Annotated in this window: 14 protein-coding genes; 5 read left to right on the forward strand and 9 right to left on the reverse strand. The window is 63.0% G+C overall.

The features are described 5' to 3' along the window. Nucleotides 1-30 precede the first annotated feature (30 nt). A complete protein-coding gene (locus QDT79_RS20185) occupies nt 31-618 on the reverse strand; it encodes a nitroreductase family protein (RefSeq protein WP_308316973.1) in 588 nt (195 codons plus the stop codon). Between the two features lie 69 nt (nt 619-687). Then, nucleotides 688-1,584: a LysR substrate-binding domain-containing protein gene (locus tag QDT79_RS20190; RefSeq protein WP_107226467.1), complete on the reverse strand. Its 897-nt coding sequence runs from the start codon at nt 1,582-1,584 to the stop codon at nt 688-690. A gap of 115 nt (nt 1,585-1,699) precedes the next feature. Here QDT79_RS20190 and QDT79_RS20195 point away from each other — a divergent pair, with 115 nt between their 5' ends. Together QDT79_RS20195 and QDT79_RS20200 are read left to right on the forward strand one after the other, a co-directional pair. After that, the gene (locus tag QDT79_RS20195; protein WP_063989218.1) at nt 1,700-2,335 is read left to right on the forward strand and encodes a flavodoxin family protein; all 636 of its coding nucleotides are present in this window, start codon (nt 1,700-1,702) and stop codon (nt 2,333-2,335) included. A gap of 143 nt (nt 2,336-2,478) precedes the next feature. Further along, nucleotides 2,479-3,579, forward strand: coding sequence for a glycosyltransferase family 9 protein (locus tag QDT79_RS20200; RefSeq protein ID WP_308316974.1), 1,101 nt, complete (start codon nt 2,479-2,481; stop codon nt 3,577-3,579). Here QDT79_RS20200 and QDT79_RS20205 read toward each other — a convergent pair. Together QDT79_RS20205 and QDT79_RS20210 are read right to left on the reverse strand one after the other, a co-directional pair. After that, nucleotides 3,518-4,741, reverse strand: coding sequence for an O-antigen ligase family protein (locus QDT79_RS20205; protein WP_308316975.1), 1,224 nt, complete (start codon nt 4,739-4,741; stop codon nt 3,518-3,520). The two genes, QDT79_RS20200 and QDT79_RS20205, sit on opposite strands and share 62 nt — an antisense overlap. Continuing rightward, complete coding sequence (locus tag QDT79_RS20210) at nt 4,719-5,627, reverse strand: WaaZ-like lipopolysaccharide core biosynthesis protein (protein ID WP_308316976.1); 909 nt, start codon at nt 5,625-5,627, stop codon at nt 4,719-4,721. Before QDT79_RS20210 ends, QDT79_RS20205 begins: the two co-directional genes overlap by 23 nt. Nucleotides 5,628-5,931: 304 nt before the next feature. On the opposite strand from QDT79_RS20210, the gene QDT79_RS20215 reads away from it, so the two are divergent. Then, complete coding sequence (locus QDT79_RS20215; protein ID WP_308316977.1) at nt 5,932-6,174, forward strand: hypothetical protein; 243 nt, start codon at nt 5,932-5,934, stop codon at nt 6,172-6,174. A gap of 10 nt (nt 6,175-6,184) precedes the next feature. On the opposite strand, the gene QDT79_RS20220 is transcribed toward QDT79_RS20215, so the two are convergent. Further along, on the reverse strand, nt 6,185-6,814 hold the full coding sequence (locus tag QDT79_RS20220) for an alanyl-tRNA editing protein (protein ID WP_308317192.1): 630 nt from the start codon (nt 6,812-6,814) through the stop codon (nt 6,185-6,187). Nucleotides 6,815-6,899: 85 nt separating this feature from the next. On the opposite strand from QDT79_RS20220, the gene QDT79_RS20225 reads away from it, so the two are divergent. Then, the gene (locus QDT79_RS20225; RefSeq protein ID WP_308316978.1) at nt 6,900-7,835 is read left to right on the forward strand and encodes a LysR family transcriptional regulator; all 936 of its coding nucleotides are present in this window, start codon (nt 6,900-6,902) and stop codon (nt 7,833-7,835) included. Here the strand turns inward: QDT79_RS20225 and alkB are convergent. Further along, nucleotides 7,818-8,465, reverse strand: a complete 648-nt coding sequence (gene alkB / locus QDT79_RS20230) for a DNA oxidative demethylase AlkB (RefSeq protein ID WP_063989214.1) — start codon at nt 8,463-8,465, stop codon at nt 7,818-7,820. The genes QDT79_RS20225 and alkB overlap by 18 nt on opposite strands. A 139-nt stretch (nt 8,466-8,604) precedes the next feature. Between alkB and rarD the strand changes: the two genes are divergently transcribed. Next, the gene (gene rarD, locus QDT79_RS20235) at nt 8,605-9,483 is read left to right on the forward strand and encodes an EamA family transporter RarD (protein WP_308316979.1); all 879 of its coding nucleotides are present in this window, start codon (nt 8,605-8,607) and stop codon (nt 9,481-9,483) included. Between the two features lies 1 nt (nt 9,484). Here rarD and dhbA read toward each other — a convergent pair whose 3' ends face one another. From dhbA to QDT79_RS20250, 3 genes are all read right to left on the reverse strand, one after another. Further along, nucleotides 9,485-10,243: a 2,3-dihydro-2,3-dihydroxybenzoate dehydrogenase gene (dhbA, locus tag QDT79_RS20240; protein ID WP_039565253.1), complete on the reverse strand. Its 759-nt coding sequence runs from the start codon at nt 10,241-10,243 to the stop codon at nt 9,485-9,487. Nucleotides 10,244-10,343: 100 nt separating this feature from the next. Beyond that, complete coding sequence (locus QDT79_RS20245) at nt 10,344-11,534, reverse strand: isochorismate synthase (protein WP_308316980.1); 1,191 nt, start codon at nt 11,532-11,534, stop codon at nt 10,344-10,346. A 189-nt stretch (nt 11,535-11,723) separates the two neighbouring features. Then, nucleotides 11,724-12,416 carry a 4'-phosphopantetheinyl transferase family protein gene (locus tag QDT79_RS20250; protein WP_308316981.1) on the reverse strand — a complete coding sequence of 231 codons (693 nt, stop codon included), beginning with the start codon at nt 12,414-12,416 and terminating at the stop codon, nt 11,724-11,726. Nucleotides 12,417-12,503: the final 87 nt, after the last annotated feature.

Here is a 12,503-nt window from a genome sequence, read left to right on the forward strand (position 1 = left end):
CGCCAAGCGGGCCTGAGGGAAAGCGGGCAATCACAGCGTGAAATTCAGCCCTTCGCTGACGGTCTTGCCCAGCGGCAGGCGGCCCGACGGCGCCTCTTTTTCCTGCAGGAAATCCGGCAGGCGGGCCTTGTCGCCCGGTTTGCCGATCGCCACCATGGCGTGCACCGCATAGTCGTCCGGCAGCTGCAGCGCCGTCTTAATCTTGTCGTGGTGAATGCCGCTCATGCAGTGGGTCAGCCAGCCTTTCAGGTGCGCCTGATGCGCCAGGCTGGCCCAGGCAGCGCCGGTGTCGAACGCGTGGGTCGGGTTGTCCACCCACCGTTCGCCGTTCAGGCTGGTGGTTTTGGAAACGATCACTACCAGCGCCGAGGCGTGCTGCGCCCAGCCGCGGTTGAAGTCGATCAGGAATTCCAGGTATTTCTCCCAGCTGTCGGAACCGTGCTTGCTGTAGGCAAAGCGCCACGGCTGAATGTTGTAGGCCGATGGCGACCAGCGCGCCGCTTCAAAAAAGCTCAGCAGCGTTTGATCGTCGATGGCGTCGTTGGCCATCGCGCGCGGCGACCAGCGTTCGATAAATTGCGCATCAATCGGGTAATCGGAGGTTCTTGGCTGGCTCATGATAGGTTCTCGCAGTGAAGTAAAAACAAAAGTTCGCTGATATTCCCACAGCTTAGGACGATAAAACTTTTATTTCGTGCCATTACCCTGCGGCAGCTCCTGCTGCAGCCAGGCGAGAAACGCCCTGACCGGCGGATGCCGCTCGCGCCCCGGCGCGCACAGCACGCTGTAGGCGGCGCCCGGTACGCGCACCTCCGGCCGGTACGCCACCAGCAGGCCGTTGTCCACCATATCGGACACCATCACCGAGCTGGCGAGCACCAGCCCCTGCCCGGCCACCGCCGCCTGCAGAGCGTAATGCTCCTCGTGATAGCTGCGCATCGCCGCATGGCGCTGCCACCAGTCTACGCCGGCGGCCCGGCACCAGTCATGCCAGCCGCTGTCGTACAGCGCCGAATCCCCCCACTTGACGGTGATCAGCACCGGGTTTTCCGGCTCGGCGGCGGCCAGCCCCGGCGCAGCGTAAACGCCAAAGCTTTCCTCCAGCCGCGCCGTCTGATGCAGCGCGGGATACTGCGCGCGGCTGTAACGCACCGCCACGTCCACGCTGGCGTCCTGCTGCAGATCGATCACCTCGGCGCAGGCCTCCAGGCGCACCAGATAGTGCGGGTACGCCTGATAGAAACGCCCCAGACGCGGCACCAGCCACAGCGCCGCAAAAGAGTGCGTGACCGAGACGCACAGCGATCCGGTGCTGGGCTGCGGCCGCAGGCCCTCGAGCGTGGCGGCGATGTCCAGCAGCGCGCCGTGCACCCCGGCAAACAGCGTTTCGCCTTTCGGCGTCAGCCGCACGCCGCGCGGCACCCGCTCGAACAGCGCAAACCCCAACTGCTGTTCCAGCGCTTTGATCTGGTGCGAAATCGCCGTCGGCGTCACCGCCAGCTCGGCCGCCGCCAGCTTGAAGCTGCACAGGCGAGCGGCGGATTCAAAGGTGCGTAATGCGTTGACGGGCAGCGTGGCGAACATGACGAAGCCTCTTGAGATGAGTTGAGATCATCCTGGCAGAAAAGCCGTCATTTGTCGCCTGCCGGTGCTTGTTTCTAGAGTAGGACTGAATCCACTTCATACCGAGGAACATGACATGAATACAACTCATCAATCCAAACGTTTGGTGGTGCTGGTCGGCAGCCCGCGCCGCGACGGCAACAGCGCCACGCTGGCGCAGGCGATCCTGGCGGGCGCCGCCGAAGCCGGCACATCCGCCAGCCTGCATTTTCTCGATGATTACCTGAGCGGTTTTCTGAGCGATGAACGCCACACGCCGCCGCCGGCCGATCGCTACGCCGAGCTGTTCCTTGAGCACTTCCTGCCGGCTGACGGCGCGGTATTTTGCACGCCGATTTACTGGTACGGCATGTCGGCGCAAACCAAAGCCTTTTTCGATCGCTCGTTCAGCTTCTATTCCAACGCCTACCCTCAGGCGGAACAGGTGCACCAGCGCATGAGCGGCAAGCGCATCGGGCTGGCGGTGGCGTCGGAAGAAACCTACCCCGGCGCGGCGCTGGGCATCGTGCATCAGATCCAGGAGTTCAGCCGCTACACCCATTCCGCGTTCGTCGGCGTGGTGCACGGCGCCGGCAACCAGCGCGGCGAGATCGCCCGCGATCCGCGCAACCCGCTGCAGGCCGCCCGCGAACTGGGGCGCGAGTTCTTCACCCGCCCCTACTCGGATTATCAGATGGACAGCCCGCGCAGCACGCAGGTCTGGGAGGAGTAAGCGCGGCACCCGAAGGCAATTGCAAGCATAACGTTAGCATCTGTCGCAATCTGTTGCGGGCCATTGGCCCGCCGTTGCCGCACTTGTATGATACGACGCGGCGCCAGACGGTGGCCGCCGATCTCAAGCGGAAGCGAACTGCAATGTCTAAACAGTGGAAAATAGCGGCGGCCAACGCCGGTTTGCGTCTCTATACCCGCATCGCGGGCAATTTCCGGCCCGCAGCGAGCTTCGATTCGCAGCAATCCTTTGAGCGCATCGTGATTTTCTCCACCAGCGCCCTCGGCGATCTGATGTTCAATACGCCCGCCATTCGCGCACTGTGCGAACGCTACCCCGGCGCGCAAATCACGTTGGTCTCCAGCCACAAAAACCGGCAGTTGGTCGAAGGCAGCCCCTGCTTTCATGACGTGATTTACTGGGACCACAAGGCCAAAGACATGTTGGGCGTTATCCGGCGCCTGCGAAAAAATCGGCCACAGCTGGCGGTCATCCTGCACTCGAAGGCGCCTTACGACGTGCTGGTCGCCATCGCCACCGGTTGCCAATACCTGTTCAAAGACGTTTACGGCAACAAACCGAGCGGCATGGAGCGCTGGTTGACCGGCGTCAGCCACAGCACCGGCGGCCATTTGATTCAGCGCAAGCTGGATATGGTGGGGCAACTGGGATGCCGTACCGATAATCCCGACATGTTCATCCCGATCGCTTTTCCCTCGCTGGCGAAACCGGCGGGCAAGATCCTGATCGGCTTTCAGATGGGCGCCTCCGAAACGCTGCGCCGCTGGCCGGTCGACCGCTTTGTTGAGCTGGCGCAACGGCTGCTGGCGCACTCCCCCGACTGTCAGATCGCGTTGATTGGCAGTAAGGCGGAGCGCAGCCTCGAGCGGGAATTTATGGCGGGTTTGAGCGAGGAACAGCAACAGCGGGTGGTAAGCCATATCGGCGCGACCACGTTACCGCAACTGCTGGCAACCATCGCCAATCTGCAGGTGCTGGTGACCGGCGATACCGGCCCGCTCCACCTCGCCGTGGCGTTGAAAACTGCCACCGTCAGCCTGTTCGTCACCGCTAACCCGCGCCATACCGGCCCCTATCAGGACAGCGAGCGGCATCAGGTGATGCACGTGCCGGTTGACAGCGCCGCGCTGAGTGCCGCCCAGCGCCACCAACCGCTCAGCATCATCGCGGCGGAACAGGTGCTGGAGAAAACCCTGGCGGCGTTACCGCCTGTACACGCCTGATCGGCGACCGCTTTGGCTGCGACAGCAGCAGCGCCAGCGGCAGCCAAAACAGGTACCAAAACTCCGCCGGATTGGCGATCACAAACATGCCCTGCGAACTGTAGAACACCAGCATAAACAGAAACAGGCCCGCCTCCCAGCGCCGCCCTGCGCACCAGTGTGCGATGGCGAGCCGCGCGCCATATCCCAGCAGCGCCAGCAACAACAGGAACCCCACGCAGCCGCCCTTCAGCAACGCGCCAAGGTACAGGCTGTGCGTAGTGTGATTCAGCTCGCCGGTGTAATTGAGGAAATTAAGCTGCTTATCAAAGCCGTAGCCGAAGAACGGCGCCTGTTCAATCAGCGCCAGGCTGTGGTGCCAGATGCTGATGCGAACAAAGCTCTGTTGATACAGCTCGCCAAAGCGCGTCAGCAGCATTTCGCCGATCGCGCTGTAAACGACGGCGAGAACCACAGCCAGCGCGCCGGGCAACAGAAACCACAGCCACCGTCCCGGCCGGTGTCGATAAGGCATCGCCACCACCACCGCGAGCGCCAGCGCGATCAGCGGGCCGCGGCTTTGCGTCAGCACCATGAACGCCAGCAGCGGCGGGATAAAGCACAGCGCCGCTTTTTGCCCGGTATCGCGGAAAATCATCAGGCTCAACAAAATGGCGATGGCGGCGTAACCGGCCAGATCGATCACGTTGCTCGGCCCCGGATTGCGGGCGGTGGTTTCCCGCAGATGATAAATCGACGGGGCATCGACCAGCGTCAGATACAGGCACAGCGCCGTCATGCCGGCCAGCATCGCCCACAGCAGCTGATGACGCCGCTCACCGTCGAGCAGCGTCACCAGCCAGGCGAGATAGAGCAGGATATAGGCGCTGTGGGTCAGGGCCGACGGCATGTCGCCCGGCGTCTCGCCCCACAGCGCGCTGAGGGAATAATAAAGCAAAAACATCAGCGCCAGCCCGCCGCCCCACCGCGCCTGACGATTGGCCCACAGTTGCCGCCGCAGCGGCGGCCAGGTGAACACGGCGGCCAGCCACAGCAGCGCTGCCAGATGAAACAGGTTGTTGACGCGGGTCTGCCCGCAAAAGATCGCGCTGAAAAACGCGAAGGCTAAAAACAACGCGCTGCCGACGCGATAACACCGCTCAGGCTTGCTGAAAGTAAACATTGCCGTCCACCTTCTCGAAGATATCGCTGCCGATAGCGCTGTGCAGGGAGAGGTTTTTTATCGCGATCTGCTGCTTTTTCATGATCGCGCCGGCGTGTCGAAAAGCGGGGATCACCAGCGACTCCACCTTGTCCGCCAGAAACGTCGGCAACCGATCCTGCTCGGTTTCGTAAAAGCGCGGTTGGTGGAAATTGTTCATGTCCAGCCCGGCGATAAACAGCTGCCTGAAGCCAAGATAGGCGATGATTTGCAGCGCCCAATAGGCCACGGTGCCGGCATCGAAAATGCCGCAGCGGATATCCTGGCTGAAGCCGAGCATGCGGCTCTCGGCGGCAAAGACCACGCCGTTTTCCCGGCAGTAGTGATCCCACAGCGCGCCGCTGTCGATCCGGGGGCGATAAATCTTGCAGGCCGCGTCTTCGACGATCGCCAATCGGCAACCGATCGCCGCCGGGCCAAAGCGATCGAGAATGCGCGCCACGCCGTGCACGGTGGTGAACAGCGTCAGCTCAGTCCGTTGAATGACGTCGCGCACGATCTCCGGGCGGTTATCGATAAACCCCATGTCCACGATGACGTAGAAGCGAAAATCCACCTGCCGATGCAGGCAATAGGCGCCGTTGACCCCGATGGCGGGCATGGCGGGAATATTTTCGAAGCGCAGCGCCTTCACCGACGGGCCGGTAGCCGTCAGCAACGCCGGCCCCCGGCAGCTGTTGCGCAGTTCGCTCAATGTGACGATCGGCACCGGCCGGTGCTTGTACCATAAGGCGGCGATTTCACCGCCTTCGCCGCGCGCGATCTTCACGTAGGGCCAGAGGTTTTCGTTATGCCGATAAGGGCGCGCGTGGGAATAGCGGTAGATCTGCTTAAAAAAAGAGCCCATGGTGGCGATGTCCTGTCCAGAGTGCGTGACGATACCTACAGAGGCATCTTTCTGTATGCTCAGAATTTAAAAACGAGTCAGCACTGGCCAGGCCGCACAGCGAGTATCTAAATATTCGTTTAGCGAGGCAATTTTTGTAATTTGAATTATTAGTCAGCGCATCGGCAAGAAATGTGTCGAAGTGTTATTTGAATGAGGAACTGTTGCAGTGCGTAAAAATACCGTGAATGGCCGCAGCGCCGCCGCTTGGCATTGATGGGGTTTTGTTATAACGTATCAGAACTTAAGCCAAAGGAAGACGACGATGAAAATCCAGCTGTCGCTGCTGTTTCTCAGCCTGCTGGCCGGCAAGGCCGCGGCGTTTCAGTCAAAAGTGTCCGAACCGCGCCCGGAACAGGCGCGCGCGGCGGAACAAAACATCGAAAATCTGTTTTACGGCTTTCACGCCATGGACGCCCAGCCGGTGAACATCGGCAGCTGCGCGGCAGTGCCGGTAGCGGGATGCCAATGCGCGTTCTGCACCCAGCTGCGGCAGGCCGGGCGTTGAAGCCCCTTATTCAACTCAGCTCATACTGCACAATCAGCTGCCCTTTCTTCATCTTTACGCCGGTGATCGCAATTGCCCCCACCTCCGCCAGCGTGGCGACATGGGTGCCGCCGCAGCCGTAGGCGGGCAGTTCGCCGAAACCGACCTGGCGCATACCGCCCACCGCCTGTTGGCGGCGCGGTAAATCGGCGGCGATCAAGCGCGCCAGCTCCGCCTGCAAAAAGTCCGCTTCTACCGTCTGCGCATCCGGGCCTGGCGTAAACGTGATGCGCCCTTCCCCCGGCCAATGATGCGCCTTGACCGGCCGCCAGCCTCGTGTTTCGCCCAGCCAGCCGATCAGATGCCCGCCGGAGTGCCAGCGGGCGTGCAGGCGGCGCTGCGCTTCATCGATTTGCATCGTAACCGGCCCGAGCGGCAGCGGCGCAGCGGTAAAGTGCAGCACGGTATCCCCTTGCTGCTGCACCCGTAGCACGGCGACGCCGCCTAACGTCCCCACGTCGGACGGCTGGCCACCGCCCTGCGGGTGGAACAGCGTGGCATCGAGCTCTACGGCGTAAGCGCCCGCCTCGGCCGGCGCGCAGCTCAACACCTGCGCCTGGCCCTGTACATCGTCGCTGTAGTAATAACGTCGTTCGATCATCATTTTTCTCCTCGGTTCGAAGAGCCATTATATTCATGTCATAATCGAGGGATAATCCACCGCCATCACAATGGACCTTTGCGTCATGAGCACAAATCTTTCTTACGCCCTGCTGCCCGAAATGGCCGTTTTCGTTCAGGTGGTAGAGAGCGGCAGTTTTTCCGCCGCCGCCCGTAAACTGGGCACTTCGCCTTCCGCCGTCAGCCGCAGCGTGGCGAAGCTCGAGCAGGCGCTGGCGCTGCAGCTGTTGCACCGCACCACCCGCAAACTGCGGCTGAGCGAAAACGGCGAAGAGGCGTTTGCGCACTGCCGCACCCTGCTGGCGGCGGCCGACGCGGTCATGGCGATCGGCGGGCGCGGCGCCGTGGAGCCCGAAGGGCTGGTCAGCGTCAGCGTGCCCAAGGCGGTGGGCCGCTTCGTGCTGCATCCGCACATGCCGGAGTTCCTGCGCCGCTACCCGAAGGTGGACGTGAGGCTGCGGCTGGAAGATCGCTACATGGATTTGATCGACGATCGGGTCGATCTGGCGCTGCGCATCACCGATCGCCCGTCGCCCGGGTTGATCGGCCGCCAGTTGATGAGAATAGACCATCTGCTGTGCGCCACGCCGCACTACCTGGCGCAGCACGGCACGCCGCAGCACCCGCACGATCTGGCGGCGCACAGCTGCATCTATCTGGGCGAAACGCCGAGCGACGCGCAATGGAAGTTCCGCCGCAGCGGCAAAACGGTGACGGTCAACGTGCGCGGCCGCTACGCCGCCAACCACACCGGCGTGCGGCTGGACGCGGTGAAACAGCATATCGGCATCGGCAGCCTGCCGTATTTTACCGCCCGCCAGGCGCTCGACGACGGCGAGATCGTGCAGGTGTTGCCGGAGTGGGATTTCCTCAGCAGCTATCACGGCGGCCTGTGGTTGCTTTACGCGCCTAACCAGTATCTGCCGCCCAAACTGCGGGTGTTTATCGACTATCTCGTCGCCTGCCTGGCGCAGGAGCCGCAGCTAAAGCGCCTTGCGTAGCGTGATGTTGATGCGGTGCGGCCCCACCAGCGAGTGGTAACCTTCCTTGACCGGCAGGATGCCGTGAAAACAGAGCCGCGCCGGGCCGCCCCATACCACCACATCGCCGTGCGCCAATGGGATGCGCCGCGCCCGGTCGCTGCGTTGCAGCCCGCCGAACTGAAACACCGCCGGCAGCCCGAGCGACACCGAGACGATCGGCGCACCGAAGTCGTGCTCGTCTTTATCCTGATGCAGCGACAGCTTGCTGCCCGGATCGTAACGGTTCATCAGACAAGAATCCGGCACGAAGGGGCCGAATCCCGCCTGCTGCGCGGCTTCGTCCGCCAGCGCCATCAGGATGGGGGGAATGGCCGGCCAGCGTTTGCCGCTGCGCGCGTCGCGTTCCGAATAGCGGTAGCCGCGGCTGTCGCTGGTCCAGCCGTTGCCGCACCAGCTCATCGCCACCGACATCACGTGCCCGCCGGGCGTGGTCAAATGCCGCCACGGCACCTGGACGACTACGCCCTGCACCGCCGCCAGCAGTTCCGGCCCGTGATCGCGCACGAAGCCGTGCATCACCACCGCGCCGGGGGCGATCTCTTCGCGCCACGGCGGCGGCAGCGCGTCTTCAAAAAGATCGATTGTCATCGCCAAAACCTGTATGAATACACAGTACTCATTGTAAACCGCCGCCGCCGATTGTCCAGCGCCCGGCAACGCCATTGTCGTTGGCGGCAAATTTCTCTACAGTAGCCGCCATAAAATCAATCACTCACCAGGAATGCGTGTGATTAAGGGCATCACTCTTTCGGTCGTCGCCTCCATCTTTTTCGGCGCGATGTATTACTTCACCTCTACCCTCACCCCGCTGAACGGCGAGCAGGTCTACGGCTGGCGCACGCTGCTGACGCTGCCGTTCCTGACGCTGTTTATGGCGCTGTCCGGCGATTGGCGCAAAGTGGGCGACACGCTGGCCTGGATCGGCCAACGGCCGCAGCGCCTGCTGGGCCTGCTGCTCACCTCGGCGCTGCTGGGGGTGCAGCTGTGGCTGTTCCTGTGGGCGCCGCTGCACGGCAAGGCGCTCGACGTGTCGCTCGGCTATTTTCTGCTGCCGCTGACCATGGTGCTGGCGGGCCGTTTTTTCTACCGCGATCGGCTGTCGCTGCTGCAAAAACTGGCGGTGGCGTGCGCCATGGTGGGGGTGGGCAATGAGCTGTATCAGGCGGGCGGCGTCTCGTGGCCGACGCTGGTGGTGGCGCTGGGCTATCCGTTCTACTTTATTTTGCGGCGGCGTTTCGGCACCGACAATCTCGGCGGGCTGTGGTGCGAGCTGGCGCTGATGCTGCCTGCGGCGGCCTGGTTCGCCTTCGGCGACGGCGGCGCGGCGGCGCTGAAAATTAATGCCGAGCTGTATTGGCGCATTCCGCTGCTCGGCATCATCAGCGCCGTGGCGCTGGTGTGTTACATCCTCGCCAGCCGCCTGCTGCCGTTCAGCCTGTTCGGCCTGCTGAGCTATGTGGAACCGGTGCTGCTGGTGATCGTCGCACTGCTGCTCGGCGAAAGCATCGGCCAAAGCGAATGGCCGACCTATCTGGCGATCTGGCTGGCGGTGCTGCTGCTGGCGGCGGAAGGCGCGCAGCACCTGCTGCGCCGCCAGCGGGTCTGACTCAGGCGGCCAGCGTGGCGCCGCCGTCGATCACGATGTCCTGCATGGTGATGTGGCTGGCCAAATCGGAGGCCAGGAACAACACCGCGTTGGCGATCTCATCCGGGCGGGCGATTTTGCCCAGCGGGATCCCCAGCTTGAACATTTCGGGGAAGCCGGCGATGGTGCGTTGTTGCGCATCGTCGGTCTGCCACATGCCGCGCTGCATCGGCGTGTCGGTCGAGCCCGGCGACACCAGATTGCAGCGCACGCCGAACGGCGCCATCTCCAGCCCCACACAGTGGTTCAGGCTGGTCAGCGCCGCCTTGGAGGCGCAGTAAGCCGCCATCTGCGCGCGCGGCACGTGCGCGGCATTGGAGCCGATGCTGACGATCGCCCCGCTGCGCTGCGCCTTGAAGTGCGGCAGCACGGCGCGGAACAGGTAAAACGCCCCCGAAGCGTTGACGTTGATGCACTGATGCCAGTCATCCACGCTCAGATCTTCGGTATTGCCCATGCGCAGAATGCCGGCGGCGTTGACCAACACGTCCAGTCGCGGGTTCTCCGCCAGCTGTTGGCGGCACACCGCCTCCACCTGCTCCGGCCGGCTGATGTCCAACGTCACGCAAGGATAAGGCAGATCCGGATTGGCGAACTCGCGGTCAAATCCCACCACCTCGGCGCCCTGCGTCAAAAAATGGCGGGCGATCTGCTCGCCGATGCCGCGCGCCGCGCCGGTCACCCACACGCGTTTACCGGTGAAATCCATCTGAATGCTCATGCGCACACCGCCATCCGGGCACGCTGCCGGGTCATGTTGTTGTTCATCGTTATCTCCTGCGAAAGCGTATGACGCGGCGCGCACTGCGCCGCAAAGAGGCCTACAGCGCGCCGCTGTTCAGGCCGAAAGCGTTGAGCATGGTGCCCAGTTTGGCGGCGGTTTCCAGCCACTCGGACTGCGGCGTTGAGGCGGCGACGATGCCCGCGCCGGCGAACAGCCGCACCCGGTTGCCGCGCAGCAGGCCGCTGCGGATGACGATCGCCCACTCGCCGTCGCCGTTGGCGTCGCACCAGCCGACAATGCCGCTGAACAGGCCGCGATCGTGCGGTTCCAGATCGGCGATCAGCTGGCGGGCGCTCTCGGTCGGGAAGCCGCACAGCGCCGGCGTCGGATGCAGTAGGCAAGCCAGCTGCATCACGTTGAGATTCGGGTTCAGCAACTCGCCGCGAATGCGGGTGGACAGGTGCCACATGGTACCGGTGCTGAGCAGCGATGGGCCGCTGGGCACGCTCAGGCTGGCGCACAGCGGCGCCAGGTGGCGGCGAATGTCGTCGATCACCAGCTTGTGTTCGTATTTGTCTTTGGTCGAGCGCATCAGGCGCTCGCTGCCGAGGCGATCCTGCTGCGGATCGTCCTGACGGCGCGCCGAGCCCGCCAGCGGATTGGTGTGGATCTCGCCGCCCTGCTTGCGGATCAGCAGCTCCGGGCTGGCGCCGATCAGCACGCCGCCATCGGCCAGCGGCAGGGAAAAGTGGTAACCGGTCGGGTTCTGCACCATCAGGTTATTGAGGATCTGATGGCCCGCCACCGGCTGCTCCAGCTCAATGTCGAGGATGCGCGACAGCACCGCCTTGTCCAGCTTGCCCTGTTTAAAGCGGCTGACCGCTTCCGCCACCGCGTGCTTGAAGCGCGGCTCGTCCGGAATGCTGGTGCAGGCGGCCAGGCGATGCGGCTGTTGCAGCATCGGGCGCGCGGCGCGGGTAAAGCTGTCGTTGGCGACAAACTGGCAGTTTTCAGGCACGTACAGGCTGGAAGGCCGGCGCGTATCGAACGGAATGGCGCCCACCACCACCGGCGTCTCCTGGCCGGCGGTTTTGGCGCGCGCCAGCGCCTGGCGGATATGCTGCGTCAGCGCGCTGCCTTCCTGCTCGCCGCCGAACGCCGGCGTCTCGATACGCTCGAACACGCCGTCGGCGGAGAGGGAACGGAATTCAGACCGGTACAAAAAGGTCGATTGTTCGGCGTACACAAACCCGAGGAAGGTTTGGTTTTCTGTCGTCAGTGTCGCCACAAGACCACTCCTTTGTTGCGCCTTACCAATGATAATGTTTATGCGAATAATTATCATTAGCCATAAAAGGAGGATAAATTACACCGGATCCCCACCGTGGGTCAATCTCCGATGAATGAATCTTTCCACCCGCCGCGGCAAATCCGATTTACGGCGCAGCAAGAAATAACACACTGTTATTATTGTGTTTTAACAGAAAATAAAAGTCGTGACGCCGTCACCTTCACGCCAAAAACGCCCGTTAAACCGGCGGCCGGCGGGGCAATTTGGCGTCAACGTCTTAAGCAACGCTAATACAAACGTCTGCCGCTGCGTATCCACGGCGACCATGCGCGCATCGAGAAAATCGAAGTAACAGCGCACCTGCGGATAAAGCGCCTTGAACAGGCTCTCTTTGGCGGAAAACGTCAGCGTCAGCAGTTCATTGAACGGCAGCGCCTCGCGCAGCAACGCCTCGCGCTCCCCCGCCGAAACGATCGCCCCCCACAGCTCCTCCGCCCGCACGTCGGAGAGCAGCGTCTCCACATCCAGCCCAACGCCGCCCAGCCCGCTCTCGCGGTGCACAGCGCACAGCGCGGTATCCGAATTATGGCTCAGCGCCCCGGCGATGCCCGGCGGCCACTGCGGCGCGCGATCTTCGCCGCGCGCCAGGGTGAAATCGGCAAAACCGAGCGGCGCCAACAGTTGCCGCGCCAGAAAACGCCCGGCCAGATACTCCGCGCGGCGCTTCGGCACCGCGCGCGCCAGATGATCCGGCAGCGCAAAGCCCGCCTCGGGAAAACTCTCGTCACGATACTCCGCCAGCGCAAAATGGCAGCGCGCCACCTGGCCCGGATAGCCGTCCGGCGTGAAAAATTCGATATTGCGGATAAAAGTGGGCAACGGCGGTATCCATGATAAGCAGGCAGGCTGATGATGTTAGCCCCCGAAACGGCCTGCAACAATGACCCTGGGCAAAATAAATGGCGT

This window comes from Serratia marcescens, assembly GCF_029846115.1.
Lineage (GTDB): Bacteria > Pseudomonadota > Gammaproteobacteria > Enterobacterales > Enterobacteriaceae > Serratia > Serratia marcescens_L.

Excerpts from the sequence above, each read along its gene's own strand:
- alkB (WP_063989214.1), bottom strand. The coding sequence starts at position 8,465 with ATGACAATCGATCTTTTTGAAGACGCGCTGCCGCCGCCGTGGCGCGAA.
- QDT79_RS20185 (WP_308316973.1), bottom strand. The coding sequence starts at position 618 with ATGAGCCAGCCAAGAACCTCCGATTACCCGATTGATGCGCAATTTATC.
- QDT79_RS20205 (WP_308316975.1), bottom strand. The coding sequence starts at position 4,741 with ATGTTTACTTTCAGCAAGCCTGAGCGGTGTTATCGCGTCGGCAGCGCG.
- QDT79_RS20215 (WP_308316977.1), top strand. The coding sequence starts at position 5,932 with ATGAAAATCCAGCTGTCGCTGCTGTTTCTCAGCCTGCTGGCCGGCAAG.
- QDT79_RS20195 (WP_063989218.1), top strand. The coding sequence starts at position 1,700 with ATGAATACAACTCATCAATCCAAACGTTTGGTGGTGCTGGTCGGCAGC.
- QDT79_RS20220 (WP_308317192.1), bottom strand. The coding sequence starts at position 6,814 with ATGATCGAACGACGTTATTACTACAGCGACGATGTACAGGGCCAGGCG.
- QDT79_RS20200 (WP_308316974.1), top strand. The coding sequence starts at position 2,479 with ATGTCTAAACAGTGGAAAATAGCGGCGGCCAACGCCGGTTTGCGTCTC.
- dhbA (WP_039565253.1), bottom strand. The coding sequence starts at position 10,243 with ATGAGCATTCAGATGGATTTCACCGGTAAACGCGTGTGGGTGACCGGC.
- QDT79_RS20210 (WP_308316976.1), bottom strand. The coding sequence starts at position 5,627 with ATGGGCTCTTTTTTTAAGCAGATCTACCGCTATTCCCACGCGCGCCCT.
- QDT79_RS20225 (WP_308316978.1), top strand. The coding sequence starts at position 6,900 with ATGAGCACAAATCTTTCTTACGCCCTGCTGCCCGAAATGGCCGTTTTC.
- QDT79_RS20190 (WP_107226467.1), bottom strand. The coding sequence starts at position 1,584 with ATGTTCGCCACGCTGCCCGTCAACGCATTACGCACCTTTGAATCCGCC.